Genomic DNA, 16045 nt, shown 5'->3' on the forward strand with positions numbered 1-16045 from the left:
TGGAAAGACGGTAGACGTCTCCCGTACAAATGGCGCTATTTGGGCGACAAAGCGCTACTTTGCGAGGTGCAGCTTGCGGAGTACCTTGCCCAGGAGCTCGTTCAGGATGTCCTTCGCGTCCTTGCTGCCGAGGTAGCGCTGCACGATGAGCGTGAGCGTGAAGAGCGCAAGGCCCGCCGCACAGGCATAGATGACGAGCACCACGAGACTTGTATTGCGGACAAACTCTCCCGACACGCGGTCGAGGCCCACGGCGGCACAGATCATGATACCGAAGGCGACAAGCGCGCGGAGCATGTTGAGGAGGGCGTCCTTCATGCCGTCGGTCCCGTTTTTCTTGGCCCACATGAAAATCATCGAGATGACCTGGAGGATTGCTCCCGTGGCGCCGACGATGGGGACGCTCTTGATGCCGAGCCCCGCTTCGGGAGCGCCGAGCAGAATATAGGCGGGGATGGTTGCCGCGAAGATGCCGGTGTTGAGCAGCGTCGGCACCCACATGCGCTCGCAGGCGTAGAAACTGCGGACGAGCACCGCCTGGAGGCAGAGCCCGAGGCTCACGGGCAGGTACCAGCGGAGGATTTCGGAAATGGCTTCGGTAGTTTCGCGCTGGAAGGCACCACGCTCGAAGAGGATGCGCACCGCAGGGAAGCTGAGCGCCCACACGGCAACCACTGCCGGAATCAAAATGCAGAACATGCGCGAGAGGCTCTTCCAGATTTTGCGGTTGAGTTGCCCGAAATCGCCTTCCTTGACGAGGCGCGCCATGTCGGGGTAGCTCGTGACGGATACGGAGAACCCGAATACCGCCACCAGCGTGTACATGACGCGGTAGGCGTAGTTGAGGCTCGAGATGCCTCCCGTGCCGAAGTTCGCGCCGAAACTACGGATGATGAATTCGAGCCCGAACATGGAGCCCACGCCCAGTGACATCGGCAACATCATCTTGAAGTAGCGCACGATATCCGGGTGTGTCGGCTGGATGATGAGGTCGTAGTGCACGCCTCCGCGCTTTGCGCCGAAAATCTGGAGCGCGAAGAACCCGATGAACGCTCCGACCGGGACGCCCCAGGCGAACCCTTCGAGGCCGTAGTCTGTTCCGGTGTACCTGGTGAGCGCGATGCCCGCGGCGCCGCCCCCGACAATCGCCACGTTGTAGATGAGGCCGGTGAGCGATGGGATCAGGAACTGCTTGCGGGTGTGCTGCACGGCGACAAGGATGCTCCCCACGAAGATGAACACCTGGCCCGGCAGGATGATGCGGCCGTAGTAGGAGGCGCGCTCGATGAGTTCCGGGGTGGCGCCCTCGACGGTCAGGAGCTGCAGGAGTTCCTTCATCCAGATGAATGCAGGAACCACGAGGATTAGGAGCACGAGGCCGAAGGTGTTCAGCACGTTGCTGAAAAATTTCCATCCGCCCTTCTCGTCGCCCGCGACCTTGTAGCCCGTGAAGATCGGGATGAAGATGATGGAGAGGAACCCGGTACTCACCACATGGTTCAGGATGTCGGGAATCATGAAGGCGAGGTCGAGCGCGTTCTTCTCGAGCGAGACGCCCGCGGCGTGGGCCAGGAGCATTTCGCGGAAGATTCCGAGCACGCGGCTCAGGAGCATGGATACGGCAACGATGATGGCAGCTTTGTTCATAAAAAATTTTTGCCTATACGGCAACCTTGAAATCGTTCAGGAGAGTGCGACGCGGAAGCTTCCCCTGCTGCTGCAGGCGTTCCACGAGGATTCCGGGGCGCACGCGGAGCGTACGGGAGAAATAGCGGATGCAGCGGTCTTCCTCGAAACGGCCGCAGCAGATGAGCCTGCATTCGTCGGCTTCGGGAAGCAGCAGGTCGCCTGCAAACTTCTGTGCTTCGGCGTCCTGGGTATTTTGCGTCGGGGATGCTGGGGCGTTGCATGGGGCGACAAGGAAGGAGGAACGCCTGCGCGGGTGTGCAGCGATATGCCATGCGGTACGGCATATGCTTTCGAGCAACACAGAATCGTTTATCCTCGATGTGGAAGCCTGGATAAAGGGGGCATCTCCGATCCAGAAGCTAGCGCAGGTGGGGTATGGCGCGGCGATGAATGGTTCCACCTCGATGTATCCGATGCCGCTGTCGCGCAGTGCTTTTGCGATCGCGGAACGCAGGCCGACTCCCGAATTGCGCGTGAGCGTTTTCAGGTTGCGGGCGAGGAGGTCCTTGTCGACCGCGAATGTCGATTTGGACTTGGCGGCATCTGCGGATGCGAGCGTTTCTCCGATGCGGATCCATGCGGCGTAGACCTGGGGCGCCACGCTGTCGAGCGTAAAGGCGTAAGTCTTGTCGAAGCCTTCGCGTCCGCCGACTCCCATGAACCGGAGTACGTCGCGCACGGAGCCTGCCCCGCACGTTCCGTGCGGGAGGAGCCCGCGTTTCTGGAGGGCCTTCACGGGGAACCTGCGTATCCAGGGGAGCAGCTGTTCGGCCCAGGCCCTCTCCTCGCGGGAGGAACGCGGCTCGTAGCCTTCGAGCTTTGCTCCGAAGGCTACCCAGGCTCCGTGCGCGATTCGCGACCAGTTTCCGGCATACCGCAGTTCGCTCATGGTACACCCGAGACGCTGGCAGAACATTTCTTGCGAAATGCGCTCCCGTTTGCAACAGTCTTGGATGCTCCTTTTAAAATCCATGGCTAAAAAATACCTTTTTTTGAAGATTATCGGACAAGTGATGCTCCACTATTGCTTTTTTTGTTTGTATTTTATGGATATGAAAAAGACTCTCGCTTTCGTCGTTTCGATGGCCGCGGCAGCCTTCGCTGCCGATGTTCAAGTTGTTGCCCCATCCGGAGCCGATTTCTCTCCCGATGCTCCCCAGATCGTGAACTCGCTCGTGCGTGCAGCAGTGAGCCAGTCCGGAAACACTCCGGTGGAAGACAGCACCGAGATTCAGCTCCGCACGAATATCATGACGATGGGTTCCTCCTATATCGTCGTATGCGAGCAGGCCAAGGCGGGCGTGGTTGTCGGTTCGGGAAAGCAGAAGGCGGCGAGCGTCGATGCCCTCGACGCGGCAATCGAGCAGGCGGTACTTTCGGCGCTGGGCGAAAAGAAGCCCGAAGCCCCGGCTGGACCCGCGCCTGAACCGGTCGCGGTGGCACCTGCTCCGCAGCCTGCCGCAGATTCTGCCACCGCGCCGAAAAAGGAACCGCTCCCCGTGAACACTTCTGTCGTCACTGTCGAGGTCGAGGAAGCCCCTGCCGCGAAAACCGAGGAACCTGTCGGCGAAAAACGCCCGACACGCAACTACAACAGTTTCGGCGTGGGTGCCGCGATATGGCATAACTACGACTACTTCGCAAATCCCAAGGATATAAAGGACGGCAAGGACAGGGACGAGGAACGCTCCTGGAACGCTACCTTCGCTTTCCACTACGCAAGGATTTTCGAGGTCTCCGCGCATGCGGCCATCACCATGGTGAACAACACGAACTTTGTCGTCGGCAAGGGCTGGGAACTTCACGACGTGTTCCTTATCGGCGCCCGCTACTACACGAGCACAGGAGCCGTTTCTCCGTTCTTCGGGGGCGGCTTCGGCATCGGAGGACAGCTGGACTTCCACTACGAGAATTTTGACGAAGTCGTCGCCTTGGGCCTGGCTGGCGGACTCGAAGCCGGTATCGTCCTCTTCCGCAATTCGGCGCTGCAGCTGGAACTCGGCGTGGCATGGGACGCCCTGTGGGATGAATTTGAGTCGTTCAAGCGCCGTTTCGGTTCCGGTACGGCCTATATCGCCCTGAACTATTAGACCTTAAATAGGCCCGAAATAGGCCCCCAAAAGTCCACATTTGACAATCCCCAGTTGTTAGGGTATATTTATAATCAGGCTATGTAAAATAACATGGCGCAAGAAAGGGATTGGTTTATGAAAAAAAGGAATTTTGGAGTATCCGGTGCGGTTCTGGCGATGTCGGCGTTTGTCGCGGGCCTCGCGGGTATCGTTTCTCCCGCACATGCCCAAACGAAGGTCGTTGTCGACCCTGGCAAAAAGTATCAGGTTTTCGAGGGCTGGGGCACGAGTCTTTGCTGGTGGGCCGTAAAGGCGGGCGCCTGGAGCGAGGCGAACCGCAGCAAGCTTCTGGGTGCGATTGCCGACCCCGATACGGGCCTCGGCTATACGATTTTCCGCTACAACATCGGCGGCGGCGACCAGCCGGGCCATAATCACCTCACGAAGGGCGACGGCGGCGCGAACGTTCCTGGCTACAAGCCCACGGAAAAGGGAAGCTACGACTGGACGGCGGACCCGTACCAGCGTACGATTGCGATTGAACTTTCCAAGCGCGTAAAGGACCCGATTTTCGAGGCGTTCAGCAATTCGCCCCCGTGGTGGATGACGAAGAGCGGCTGCGTCTCGGGCTCTAGCGACGGCAGCGACAACCTCAAGGAAGACTATTTCGACGACTTCGCGGACTACCTCTCCGAAGTGGCGCTGCACTTCAAGAAGGAATGGGGAATTACGTTCCGTACGGTGGAACCGTTCAACGAGCCGAGTGCCGGCTGGTGGAAGTCCAATGGCGGGCAGGAAGGTTGCGGGTTCAAGAACAACCAGACGAAGATGATTGTGGAACTCGGCAAGGCGCTTCAGAAGAAGGGCCTGTTCCCAGAGACTTCGGTGAGTGCCGCCGACGAGACGAACATTGGCGATGCCCTGAACCAGTTCAACAAGTACAGCGGCGAAGCGCTCTCTTACATGTTCCAGGTGAACACGCACAGCTATTCCGGCGGCGATAACCGCGCCAAACTTTTCAATGCGGCGTTCGCGAAAGACAAGAAGGTTTGGCAGTCCGAAACGGGCCCGCTTCACAAGAGCGGCGACGAGAACATTGCGCTCTGGATGGCGGGCGTGATTCTTGCGGACCTGCGCGACATGAAGGCGAGCGCCTGGGTGGACTGGCAGATTGGCGACCCGGCCGAAAACTGGCGCAGTCTCGCGCTGAACCACAGCAAGCAGACTTTCAGCCCGAACGCGCGTTACTACATGCATGCCGCATTCAGCCGCTACATCCGTCCGGGTTCGCGCATTATCGATAGCGACAACGGCAACACGCTTGCGGCACTCACGCCCGAGGGAGCGCTGGTGCTTATCGTGCGCAACAGCGGCTCAAGCGACGTGAAGTATGAATTTGATTTGGGTGAATTCGTGAAGATTGGCACGAGCGCGAAGGTGGTGCGCTTTGAACTGCCGGGCAGCCTCACCAAGCAATCCGATATCGTGGTTTCGGGCAAGGCGCTTTCGATGACCGCGAAGTCCAACACGATTACCACGATGGTGATCGAAGGCGCCGAAGGTGGCGCATGCAAGCCGGATTCCATCATCCCGTATTCGAAGATCAACAATAACGAGGGTTGGTCCACCGCGACCGAGATTTCGCTTTCCAAGGGCGATTCGCTCTCGATTGGCCCGCATCCGTGGGAAGGCGGACGCTGGGTGTGGAGCGGCCCGAAGGGCTTTACCTCCACGAACCGTGAAATCCACATCGGCAAGATGGACGGCACCATGAGCGGCTACTACAAGGCGGTCCACACGAACGCCTCGGGCTGCGAAGGCTCCGTGACCTTCAAGGTCATCGTAGACGATCCGGCGCACCCCTTCGTGGAACCGGATACGAGCGTGAACGACACCGGCGTCACGGACACTTCGGTGGCGATAGGCCTACGCGGTCTTGCCGGTGAACTGGACGCAAGCAAGCTCAATGCGAACGAGCCTGTCCAGGTATTTGACATGCAGGGACGCTTCCTCGGCACGTCGCTGAAGCGGATCCGGCTCCCCGGCGTGTACATCGTGAGGCAGGGCGTGCAAATCCACCGCGTCCGGATACAGTAAAAACCGGTCCGTAGTTTTTTTGCTATTCTTTTGCGCATGTTTTTGGAGAGCGTTGCGCAAAGGGTGATTCTTGCCTTGATGGCCGTGTTTCTTGTCGTCACTACGGGCAAGGACTGGTATGATTTCTACACCTGCGGCGCCGTTGGCCAGTGCCTTGCCGATGCGGGGACGCTGCAATTCATTACCAAGTTTTCCATGTCGCTGCTGCTTACGGTTCTCGCGTTCGTCGTGTCGCGCGACGCCTTTTCGCAACGCGACGGCAGGCTGCTCCGGATAGCGTTCGTCTTCTCCTTTCTTGCCGACACGAGCTTCAGTGTTATCAAGCTTGTCGTGCCTTCCGAGCACGACCTCAGCGACGTCCTCGGTATCGCGCTCTTCATGGTCTTCCAGACGCTGCTTATCTACAGGCATTCGCGAAAATCCGATTCCGACACTAGCAGACCCTCGGGTCACCTGTTCCTTTGCGGGTTGCTGGGGGCCGCGTCGGGCATTTTCGGCGGGGGAGTGCTTGAACTTACGCTCGAAAACGTGACGATCGTAACTGTCGCCGTCTATGGCGTAATCCTTACCATGTCGATGGTGGTGGGCATCCTCGCCCCGCGTAAGGGTTACTTCCCTGCGAAGAACGCAAGGTGCATCCGCTGGGGCATGGTCGCGTTCTTCGTGGGCGATGTCCTCGTTGGCCTCTCGCTGCTTTCGGGTGAAGACCACGGTGCGTTGCAGACGGTTTCCGCAATTTCGAAGAACTTCATCTGGTGGTTCTACGTCCCGGCGCAGCTCATGATTATCCGCGCCTGCCAGAAGCCGAAGGCATGACCTTGGGCAAGTTCAGGGTACAAAAAAAGGCATCCGTCACGGTGGAACACTCGAAGCTACTATTCTGAAAAGATAGCAGTGCCTTGTTGTTTCGTTTTTCACGTCGAAGCGCGCCTAAACTGGACACCAAGAGCCACGAGCTGATTATATCTTGTTAGATCGGGCGTTAATCCGTGCGATGCCTTATATCCCAAATATACCTTTATGGGGGCATAAAATCAAGCGAAAAAAGCGCTTAATTTGTATTTTGTCTGTCAGAGTATTGTAAAAATAGGCAAATGGCCGCCTACATCCAGTCGTCAGCTTTCTCGGGGCGGTCGAGCCCTTCGTCGAGTAGGGCCGCCATTTCCTTGATGCTGTTGTTGAGCTCGTCGCGTTCCACCTTGACCTGGTGCAGCAGTTTCCGCATCTCGAAAAGTTGCTGTCCGAGTTCCAGGGCGAGCAGCGCCATCTTCTTGCCCGCTTCTAGCTTGAACCGATCGTAGCTGGCATAGCGCTCGTCGATGAAGTCGACGATTTCCTTGATGTCCCCGTCGGGAAGGTCAGTCTTGATCTGCAGCCGTTCCTTGGCGACAGTCACGCTGACGGGCCTGTGTAGATTCAATTCTGCCATTATTTCATTCCTACGCCGAATGGATCGTCATCCATCAGCCACCTTAGCCGAAAAAACCGGATTGCGAGCCTCCATTGCTCGCGAAAAGGTCCGGTTCCTTCTCATTGGCGGGGTGGATTTCGATGGGTTCCTCTTCTTCAGCGGCCGCATTGTCGGCGGGCTGTTCTGTGACGGCTTCGGCCGGGCTCTCTGCGCTTTCCGCCCCGGCGCCTTCCTCGGCGGCTGCTTCGGCGTCTTCGGAGAAGGCTACCCGCACCGGAATCTCGGTGCCGAGTTCGGTCTCGATGGTCGAAACCATCTGCTTGAAGCGTTCCTGTGCCTGCAGGATTTCGTCACCCTGGGCCTGGATGGTCTCGTTGAGCCCCGCCTTTTCGGCATTGAGCGCTTCGATGGCGGCGTCCTTATCGGCGATGGCCTTGTTCAGTTCCTCGATTTTCCCGTTCAGGATGGACTCGTTCGCTTTCGACGCGGCAAGGTCTATCCGCAACTGGTTTTCCTGTTCCTGTAACTGTCCCGCCTGCTCGTCGCGCGAAGCGATTTCTCCGTTGAGCCTCGAAATCTCGTTCTTCGCGTTTTCCAGGTTCTCGTTGCCCTGGTTCACCAGGTTCTGCAGTTCGAGGACTTTCGCGTTCATGTCCTCGAGGCTGCGGTTGAGGTCGTCGATGGCGCCCTGTTTCTGGTTGATGGCGTCGTCCTGTGCGGCGGCCTGGTTGGCTCGGGCTTCAAGGGCAGCCTTGCAGTCCGCCAGTTCGGCGTTCGCGTTTTCCAGCAGGATGTTCTTGTCCTGGAGTTCGGCTCGTGCCCCGTCCAGGGCCCCTTTCAGGGAGGCGACCTCTTGGCGGAGGTTGCGGACGGTCGCGAGGACCCCGTCAACCTTTTGCGAGAGGAGATTGATGTTTTCTAGGTTCATTTTGACTCCGTGAAAAAATCGATGGAACAGTTTCCATAAAAAAAGATATATAAAAAAATTGCGCAAATGTAACAAAAAAAAGAGAAAAAATATCGTTGCGGCTAGTGCGGGTCCGGGAAATAAATTTTACCTTGTAGGTCAGTGATTCCCGTTAGCGAACATATCGAGCGCAGGCTTGCCGAACTCCCCGCGTTGCCGGGCGTCTACATCATGCGTAACGCCCAGGGGAAGATTATCTACATCGGCAAGGCGAAGGTGCTCAAGAACCGCGTGCGGAGCTACTTCGACGGGAGCGACCACGCAGGTCACCGCGCGGCGACGCTCATGCTGCCCTATATACGCGATATCGAGTGGATTATTACCGAGAGCGAGTCCGAGGCGCTAATCCTGGAGGCGAACCTCATCCGCAAGCACACGCCCAAGTACAACGTGCTGCTGAAGGACGACAAGCATTTCCCCTACCTCGCGTTCTCGGTGAACGAGCCGTTCCCGAGGCTGTTCCTTTCCCGCGCGGTGCGTAAGGACGGCTGCCAGTACTACGGGCCCTACATGAATTCCCGCATGATAGGCCAGCTGCAGGACATTGCCGCCCGCCTGTTCAAGATACGCGAGTGCAAGCTGAAGCTCCCGCTGGCAAAACCCGCGAGGCCCTGCCTCAACTACCACATAGGGCGGTGTGGCGCCCCGTGCGCGGGGCTCGTTACGCAGGAGGAATACCACCAGGCGGTACTCCAGACGCAGATGCTCTTGAACGGGAAACGCGACGACCTGATTGCCCAGTGGGAACGGGAAATGCAGGAGGCGAGCGAGAGGCTGGATTTCGAGGCCGCGATGAAGAAGCGCGACGCCATCCAGGCCCTGAAGGCGACGGGCGTGCACCAGAAGACCGACGTGACGGATGCGCGCCTGTGCATGGACGTGCTGAGCCTGCGCCGGAACGGCACGATGGCGGCCGCAGTGATTTTCGAGTACAGGAACGGCGTGCTCTGCGGGCGCCGCCACTACCGACTGGAATGCAAGCTGGAAGAGGACGAGACCGAGATTTTCCGGCAGATGCTTTTGCAGTGGTACATGGACTTGGAGTTTATCCCGGGCGAAATCGCGACTGACGTTCCCCTCGGGCTTGGCGACGAGGGCGGCATTGCCGGAGACTCGCCGGATACGGAACCGCTCGCGCAGGCCCTGACCGAGAAGGCGGGCCACAAGGTGGCAATCACGAACCCGCAACGTGGCGAGAAACTCGGGTTCCTGAAGCTTGCGGGCGCGAACGCCGACATGATTCTGGTGGAGATGCGCGCCGAGGTGCAAAAATACAGCGAAATCGACCAGAGTGTCTTTGAACTGCAGAAGGTGCTGGGCCTCAAGAAGACCCCCTTCCGTATCGAGTGCGTGGACATTTCGCACCTCTCGGGCACGAACACGGTGGCAAGTCTCGTCGCCTTCAAGAACGGCAAGCCTGACAAGAGCAACTACCGCAAGTTTATCATCAAGACGGTAACGGGTGTGGACGACTTCGCGAGCATGCGCGAGGTGATGACGCGACGCATCCGCAGGCTCGAAGACGAAGGTACGCCCATGCCCGACCTGTGGGTATGCGACGGCGGTAAGGGCCAGGTGGATGCCACCATGCAGATTCTGAAGGAACTCGGGCACGACAAGGACCTGCCGCTCATCGGGCTTGCGAAGCGCCTCGAAGAAATCGTGTTTCCCGACGACCGCAAGAGCATCGTGCTGCACCGCACGAGCCCCGCTTTGAAACTATTGCAGAACGCCCGCGACGAGGCGCACCGCTTCGCCATCACGTACCAGCGGAGCAAGCGCAAGAAGGATTTGGAAGTGGAATGGCTCAAGATGCCAGGCGTGGGGCACGAGACCCGCGTGAAGATTCTCTCCAGATACAAAAGCGCGGAGGCCTTTATGGCTGCTCCGCTTGAAGATATCGTCGATTTGCTCGGAAAAGTCCGTGGCAACAGCGTCCGCGAACAGGTCGCGAAATACTGCGCCGACTTTATTATTCCTGCACGCAGCGCACGCTGAAGAACTTGGTCTTGGAGTCGACCTGGAAGAACTTCTGATCGGCTCCTTCTCCGGCGTACTCAGGCTCCTTCTCCACGATGATGACCGCGTAGCTGTCACCCTTGTTCGAGTCGAAGTTCTTGTCGCCGTCCTGCGGGGTGGCGCTGGTCCAGTGGAAGCCCATCTTTTCCGTAAAGTCGCAGTTGCCGTCCTTGCAGCGACCGCTGTAGCTCCACGGGTAGGTGTCATCGGCAAAGAGTGTCGTCACTTCGTTTCGGTTCGGGAGTCTCCAGCCCGGAGGGCAGGCCTTCGTGGCGGCGACATAAGCGTAGAGTCTTCCGTACTTTTCGCACATCGCATCGTTGTCGTCGAAGCACATGCTGTTTCCGCTCTTGAAGGCGAGGTCCTGGGCCATCCACAGCTTGCCGCCCACGTTCTTGAGCTGGTAGCTCTTGCCGTCGCGGTTGTCGACCATGGTGTTGCCGTTCACGGTCGGCGGTTCGACGGATGCGGACGAAGCCGCGATGATAATCTCGTCGCTAGAACTGGATTCGGCCGAAGAGGAGGAGATGAAGTCCTTCTCGCAACCTTCGGTCCAGCAGAAGATGCCGCTGCTGTAGTAGCTGAGTTCTTCGCTTTTCCCCGAGGTGTCCTTCACGTGCTGTACGATGGTGACGGTGTCCTTCGAGGTGGACGAAGCTGGCTTGGAACTGTCGCTGGACGTGCTGCCGGCGGAACTCTTGGGGGAACTGGAATCGGAGGATTCGATTTCGGAGGTGCCGTCATCGATCGGGGGGGTGACCGGGCCGCTCGCGGTATCGGAGCAACCCCAGAAAAGCGCCACTGCGCCTATAACCACACATGCAAATAGTCTTTTCATATCCCCAAATATACTTTACATAAGGGGAGGTTAACAGAAAAAAGTTTTTTACTATATTTTTTATCACTATGAGTAATGTTGAAGTTTTCGACACGACGTTCGCCATGACCATCCTGGTCATCATGGCCCTCTGCATTCCCGCAATCCTCCTGCTTGCCAACTGGTTTTTGCACCCGGGCAAGATCAAGAACGTGCTTATCAAGGGGTCTGCCTACGAGTGCGGCCTTGCCCATGTCTCGGGTACCGCGAACGAGCGCTATCCCGTGAAATACTACATGGTGGCCATGCTTTTCCTCGTTTTTGACCTGGAAGTGGCGTTCCTCTACCCCTGGACGGTCCAGTTCCTCGCCGGCGGCTGGGAGCTTTTGATCGTGCTCCTCGGGTTCCTGTTCATCCTCGAAGCGGGCTACATCTACCTCTACAAGAAGGGCGTGCTCGACTGGACGAGCATCAAGGACTAGGGTCTTTCAAGCTATTCTATCTCAAAATAAAAAGCGCGGATTCCACCCCGGAGTCCGCGTTTTTCTGTATACAGGTGTCTTCAGGTGCGCGCTTCGCCCCGTGATTTAAATCACCTTAAAACGCTTCGCGGAAGTAGAACGTCATGCCGAGGCTCTTGAAGTCGACCCACGAGAATTCGGCGCGGGCGTAAAGGCGCTCGCTCTTGTTGAGCGCGAACTTGCCGCCGAATCCGACGGAACGGTGCCACTCGTTGCGCAACAGCTGGCTGAAATACGGCCCGACCTTGCCGCCTTCGAAGAAGATGTCGCCCGCAAGCCTCCAGAAGAGTTCCTTGCGGAGTTCCACCTGCATGATGAGTGCCTGGTTGTCGCGGAAGTACTTCATCTCCACGCCACGGAATCGCTTGATGCCGTCGGGGCCCGCCATGTACTCGAAGGGGACGTCGCCGTCGGAGCGTTGCCACACGAGGCCTACCGCCATCGAGGTGTTCCAGATGGTCTCGCCGTAGGTGCGCAGGTCAAGTTCCTGGTACGTGAACCCGAAGTCGCCGATGGCGTCGGTGTAGAACCGGTGTTCCCACTGCAGGTACATGCCGTGGCGCGCCCAGTTGGGGTTGTCGCGCGTGTCTACCGTGAGGTGGTAGCCGAGGGCGGTGCGCCAGCCGTCCGCGTTTGCGGGGAGCGCGATTTCGCCGTCGTATTCCTTGAACTCCATCGTGCTGTGGTTGATGTCGAGCACCATGCCGTAGCGGAAAAACTGGAGTGAAGGCGGAAGCCCGAGGTTCGATTCCACGAGCGCCATGAAGAAGAACGTCTCGCGGTCGAAGCTGATGTAGTCGTCCATGTCGACGTCGTTCCCGATGCCGAAAAAGTGCCCCACCCAGTTCTGGTAGCGGAAGTCGAGCCAGCCCGAGATGCGGTCGTGCGCGAGGTAGAAGTAGGGAGTTGCCGCGAACTGGAACTGCTTGCGCGTGGAACCGTAGGCGGCGATGTCTATCTCCTGCGAGTTGCCGCCCTTGAACGAGGAGGGAATGAAGAAGTTCACCATCGCGCCGTACTGCAGTTCCGTCTCCTCGGTATAGCCGAGTACGGGCACGGCGCTCCACCACTGGAAATGCGATGTGTCGGCAGCGGCGGAGTCGGTGGCTACGTTCGCAGAATCGGCCTGTGCGTACGCGGAGGATATTGCGAGTGCGAGGCCGACTGCGGCGGATATTTTTTTGACGGGGACAATCACGCTAGGCAATTTAGAAAAAAAAGAACCCTGCCCGGGAAAGGGGTCCGTTCCTGTTTTTACAAAATGTCAACATATTTTGTTCGCACTGCATGCGCTTTTTGCGGGAAAAAAGATTAGATTAAGGCATGTCGGGTGAAACCCGTATTTTGGGGGAATGGGCGGTTTTGCTGTTTGGTTAAAGGAGTGATAATGAACAAAGTAATTTCTTCGGTGCCCTTGATGGCGCTTGTTTTGTGCATCCTGGCCGCGGCCGGTTTTGCGCAGGACCCAAACCTCCACATCTACCTGGCCTACGGGCAGTCCAACATGTCGGGGCAGGCGACTGTCACCGACAAGGACCGCGTGCAGGACCCCCGCTTCCTCGTGTTGCGCGCGGCGAACCATTCGAACCAGAAGGTGGGCGAGTTCTACCCGGCGGCACCCCCGATGGGTCACAGCCAGTCCAAGGTGGGCATTGCCGATATATTCGGGCGCACCATGGTCGCTAACCTCCCGGACAGCATCAAGGTGGCGGTGGCGAACGTCGCGATTGGCGGGCAGAGCATAGACCTGTTCGACAAGGACCGCAACAAGGCCTATGTGCAGAACGCGAAGAACAAGGGCGATACCTGGTGGATCCAGTACCTGGACGAATACGGTGGCGACGTGTACAAGCGCATCGTCGAGATGGGCAAGATTGCCAAGCAGAAGGGCGTCATCAAGGGGTTCCTTTTCCACCAGGGAGAGGCGGACTACCAGATGAGCGACTGGCCCAAGCGCGTGAAGAAGGTGTACGACGACCTGATTGCCGAACTGGAACTCGACCCGGAAAAGACCCCGATACTCATTGGCGAACTTGCGCCCACGGGCGATTTGGGCTGGCGTAACGACGCCGTGAAGCAGGCGGCGGACCTTATCCCGAACGGCCACCTGATTTCGGCGCAGGGCTGCCCCGCACTGAAGGAGGCGAGCTACACGCTGCACTTCACTCGCGAAGGCTACGAGACGTTCGGCAAGCGCTACGCCGAAAAGATGCTTGAAATCCTCAAGTCGCAGGAGCCGCCTCCGGATACGAATTCTGCCGACACCACGGTTGCCGATACTTCTGCACAGGATACGATGACGAACGATTCCATACCGGATTTGGTGCGCGGCATGGGAATGCCCTACGGCATCGCGATGCATGTCTCGGGAAGGTTCCTTGCGGTTTCCGGTGCTCCGGTGGATGCCCGTGTTAAGTTGTTTGACATACAGGGCAACTTGCTCGGTGTGCTCGGCGCGCAGGGTGGCTCCATGCCGCAAATCCGTGCGGGTCGTGTCCTTGCCATTGTCGAAAGCGCTTCGGGCATGCGCCTTATGACCAGGATGTTCGATATTACCGGATTGTAGGCGTCCCCATTTTTCTAAATTATAGTGCAGATGCCAATCCTGTCTGCACAGAATATTTCTCTACGTTTTAGCGGCCCGCCGCTCTTGGACAACGCCTCGTTCGATATCGAAGCGGGTGAACGTATTTGCCTTGTAGGCCGTAACGGCGAAGGCAAGAGCACGCTGCTCAAGATAATCCAGGGCGAGATGGGCATGGACAGCGGCGAGATTGTGAAGCGCACTGGCCTGAAGGTTTCCCGCATGGTGCAGGAAATCCCCGCCCACATGGAAGGCACCGTGCGCGACGTGGTGATGGCAGGCATTGCGCAGGACGGCCACCACGATGCCCACGCCGAGGCGATCCTCGGCAAGACGGGCATCGCGGCCGACGCTTTGTTCGACGGGCTTTCCGGCGGACAGAAGCGTCGCGTGCTGTTCGCACGGGCCGTCGCCGAGAATCCGGACTTGCTTTTGCTCGATGAACCCACGAACCACCTGGATATCCCTGCCATCCAGTGGCTGGAGGGTATCGTTTCGCGTTTGGAATGTGCGGTGCTTTTCGTGAGCCACGACCGCGCCTTCGTGCGGCGTGTGGCGACCCGCATCTTCGAACTCGACCGCGGGCGCGTCCGCACGTGGAATTATCCGTACGACAAGTTCGTGCAGTTCAGGGACCAGGCACTCGCCGAAGAGGAGAAGGCGAACAGGCTCTTTGACAAGCGGCTCGCCGAAGAGGAAGTCTGGATCCGCAAGGGAATCCAGGCGCGCCGTACCAGGAACGAGGGACGCGTGCGTGCGCTCATCAAGATGCGGCAGGAACGTGCGGAAAGGCGCACGCGGACCGGATCGGTGAACATGCAGATTACCGAGGCCGAGCGCTCCGGCCGCCTTGTGGCCCGCCTCACCGATGTGAGCTTTGCCTACGAGGGCGCCCCGCTGATATCGCATTTCAGTACCGAGGTCTCCCGCGGGGACCGCATCGGCATCGTGGGCCCGAACGGTTCCGGCAAGACGACGCTGCTCAAGCTTATCCTCGGCGAGATCCAGCCCGACGAGGGCGAAGTCCGGCTGGGGACGAACCTGCAGATTGCCTACTTCGACCAGATGCGCACCCGCCTGCGCGAAGACAAGAGCCTTGTCGAGAATGTAGGTGACGGCCAGGCCTATATCACGCTCAACGGTGTCCGGCGCCATGTGTTAAGTTATCTGCAGGACTTCCTGTTTTCGGCGGAACGCGCCCGCGGGCCCATCAGCGCCTTGAGCGGCGGCGAAAGGAACCGCCTGCTGCTCGCCTGCCTGTTCAGCCACCCGAGCAACGTGCTCGTGCTCGACGAGCCCACGAACGACCTCGACATGGAAACGCTCGACCTCCTGGCCGAACTTCTGGCCGATTTCAACGGCACGGTTATCGTCGTAAGCCACGACAGGGCCTTCCTGGATTCCGTCGCTACGGGTATTTTTGCCATAGAAGACGGCGGAAACGTGTTTGAAGCAGTCGGCGGCTATACGGATTATGAAAATAATCGCAAGATTCGTGAAAAAGAAGCGGCAAATGCGGCGAGAATAGCCGAAGAAAAGGCAAATTTGCAGAAATCCGGAATGCAAATGGGTGCAAATAAAGGTCAAAGTGTGCAGGTTTCGTCGATTCAGACGAAAAAGAAGAAACGTTCCTATAACGAGGAACGTGAATATGCGTCACTTCCGGACAAAATTGAGAAGCTGGAATCCGAAATTGCCGGTTTCCAGACGGAACTTTCGAAACCGGAAGTCTATACCGATGCAAAACGTATCGTAGAACTGCAAAAAGAGATTGCGACCCGAGAGTCGGAACTCGAAAAGGCCTACGAACGCTACGAAGAACTGGATTTGCTCGGCGGCTAGCCTATTTTGGACGAAATGTCTATGGA

13 protein-coding genes are annotated in these 16045 nt (G+C 58.2%); 7 read left to right on the top strand and 6 right to left on the bottom strand.

Going from position 1 to position 16045, the window contains the following annotated elements; all coding sequences use genetic code 11:
• Positions 1-54: 54 nt before the first annotated feature.
• Positions 55-1647 (bottom strand): murein biosynthesis integral membrane protein MurJ, encoded by a 1593-nt coding sequence (murJ, locus tag B4B27_RS06245; RefSeq protein ID WP_290724771.1) that lies wholly within the window; start codon positions 1645-1647, stop codon positions 55-57.
• A 13-nt stretch (positions 1648-1660) separates the two neighbouring features.
• Positions 1661-2662, bottom strand: a complete 1002-nt coding sequence (locus B4B27_RS06250; RefSeq protein WP_290724774.1) for a hypothetical protein — start codon at positions 2660-2662, stop codon at positions 1661-1663.
• 79 nt (positions 2663-2741) lie between these two features.
• Between B4B27_RS06250 and B4B27_RS06255 the strand changes: the two genes are divergently transcribed.
• The 3 genes from B4B27_RS06255 to B4B27_RS06265 all read left to right on the top strand — a co-directional run bounded on the left by B4B27_RS06255 (position 2742) and on the right by B4B27_RS06265 (position 6674).
• The gene (locus B4B27_RS06255) at positions 2742-3779 is read left to right on the top strand and encodes a hypothetical protein (protein ID WP_290724776.1); all 1038 of its coding nucleotides are present in this window, start codon (positions 2742-2744) and stop codon (positions 3777-3779) included.
• 117 nt (positions 3780-3896) lie between these two features.
• Positions 3897-5858, top strand: coding sequence for a glycoside hydrolase family 30 protein (locus B4B27_RS06260; RefSeq protein ID WP_290724777.1), 1962 nt, complete (start codon positions 3897-3899; stop codon positions 5856-5858).
• A 78-nt stretch (positions 5859-5936) separates the two neighbouring features.
• A complete protein-coding gene (locus B4B27_RS06265) occupies positions 5937-6674 on the top strand; it encodes a lysoplasmalogenase family protein (protein WP_290724780.1) in 738 nt (245 codons plus the stop codon).
• A gap of 286 nt (positions 6675-6960) precedes the next feature.
• On the opposite strand, the gene B4B27_RS06270 is transcribed toward B4B27_RS06265, so the two are convergent.
• The gene (locus tag B4B27_RS06270; protein ID WP_173366933.1) at positions 6961-7287 is read right to left on the bottom strand and encodes a hypothetical protein; all 327 of its coding nucleotides are present in this window, start codon (positions 7285-7287) and stop codon (positions 6961-6963) included.
• Between the two features lie 43 nt (positions 7288-7330).
• Positions 7331-8197, bottom strand: a complete 867-nt coding sequence (locus B4B27_RS06275) for a hypothetical protein (RefSeq protein WP_173366932.1) — start codon at positions 8195-8197, stop codon at positions 7331-7333.
• A gap of 141 nt (positions 8198-8338) precedes the next feature.
• Here B4B27_RS06275 and uvrC point away from each other — a divergent pair, with 141 nt between their 5' ends.
• Entirely contained in the window at positions 8339-10234 is a 1896-nt protein-coding gene (uvrC, locus tag B4B27_RS06280; RefSeq protein WP_290724784.1) for an excinuclease ABC subunit UvrC, read from the top strand.
• Here uvrC and B4B27_RS06285 read toward each other — a convergent pair.
• A complete protein-coding gene (locus B4B27_RS06285) occupies positions 10209-11093 on the bottom strand; it encodes an FISUMP domain-containing protein (protein WP_290724786.1) in 885 nt (294 codons plus the stop codon). The genes uvrC and B4B27_RS06285 overlap by 26 nt on opposite strands.
• A gap of 68 nt (positions 11094-11161) precedes the next feature.
• Here B4B27_RS06285 and B4B27_RS06290 point away from each other — a divergent pair, with 68 nt between their 5' ends.
• Complete coding sequence (locus B4B27_RS06290; RefSeq protein WP_173382462.1) at positions 11162-11554, top strand: NADH-quinone oxidoreductase subunit A; 393 nt, start codon at positions 11162-11164, stop codon at positions 11552-11554.
• Positions 11555-11669: 115 nt separating this feature from the next.
• On the opposite strand, the gene B4B27_RS06295 is transcribed toward B4B27_RS06290, so the two are convergent.
• The gene (locus B4B27_RS06295) at positions 11670-12791 is read right to left on the bottom strand and encodes a hypothetical protein (RefSeq protein ID WP_290724789.1); all 1122 of its coding nucleotides are present in this window, start codon (positions 12789-12791) and stop codon (positions 11670-11672) included.
• A 189-nt stretch (positions 12792-12980) separates the two neighbouring features.
• On the opposite strand from B4B27_RS06295, the gene B4B27_RS06300 reads away from it, so the two are divergent.
• Together B4B27_RS06300 and B4B27_RS06305 are read left to right on the top strand one after the other, a co-directional pair.
• Positions 12981-14159: a sialate O-acetylesterase gene (locus tag B4B27_RS06300; protein ID WP_290724791.1), complete on the top strand. Its 1179-nt coding sequence runs from the start codon at positions 12981-12983 to the stop codon at positions 14157-14159.
• A 30-nt stretch (positions 14160-14189) separates the two neighbouring features.
• Positions 14190-16019, top strand: a complete 1830-nt coding sequence (locus B4B27_RS06305) for an ATP-binding cassette domain-containing protein (RefSeq protein WP_290724795.1) — start codon at positions 14190-14192, stop codon at positions 16017-16019.
• The last annotated feature ends 26 nt before the right edge of the window (positions 16020-16045 follow it).

It is taken from the genome of Fibrobacter sp. UBA2449 (assembly GCF_002342555.1).
Classification (GTDB): Bacteria; Fibrobacterota; Fibrobacteria; order Fibrobacterales; family Fibrobacteraceae; genus Fibrobacter.

Coding starts and splice junctions, on each gene's coding strand:
- murJ (WP_290724771.1), bottom strand. CDS start 1,647: ATGAACAAAGCTGCCATCATCGTTGCCGTATCCATGCTCCTGAGCCGC.
- B4B27_RS06250 (WP_290724774.1), bottom strand. CDS start 2,662: ATGGATTTTAAAAGGAGCATCCAAGACTGTTGCAAACGGGAGCGCATT.
- B4B27_RS06255 (WP_290724776.1), top strand. CDS start 2,742: ATGAAAAAGACTCTCGCTTTCGTCGTTTCGATGGCCGCGGCAGCCTTC.
- B4B27_RS06260 (WP_290724777.1), top strand. CDS start 3,897: ATGAAAAAAAGGAATTTTGGAGTATCCGGTGCGGTTCTGGCGATGTCG.
- B4B27_RS06265 (WP_290724780.1), top strand. CDS start 5,937: ATGGCCGTGTTTCTTGTCGTCACTACGGGCAAGGACTGGTATGATTTC.
- B4B27_RS06270 (WP_173366933.1), bottom strand. CDS start 7,287: ATGGCAGAATTGAATCTACACAGGCCCGTCAGCGTGACTGTCGCCAAG.
- B4B27_RS06275 (WP_173366932.1), bottom strand. CDS start 8,197: ATGAACCTAGAAAACATCAATCTCCTCTCGCAAAAGGTTGACGGGGTC.
- B4B27_RS06285 (WP_290724786.1), bottom strand. CDS start 11,093: ATGAAAAGACTATTTGCATGTGTGGTTATAGGCGCAGTGGCGCTTTTC.
- B4B27_RS06290 (WP_173382462.1), top strand. CDS start 11,162: ATGAGTAATGTTGAAGTTTTCGACACGACGTTCGCCATGACCATCCTG.
- B4B27_RS06300 (WP_290724791.1), top strand. CDS start 12,981: ATGAACAAAGTAATTTCTTCGGTGCCCTTGATGGCGCTTGTTTTGTGC.
- B4B27_RS06305 (WP_290724795.1), top strand. CDS start 14,190: ATGCCAATCCTGTCTGCACAGAATATTTCTCTACGTTTTAGCGGCCCG.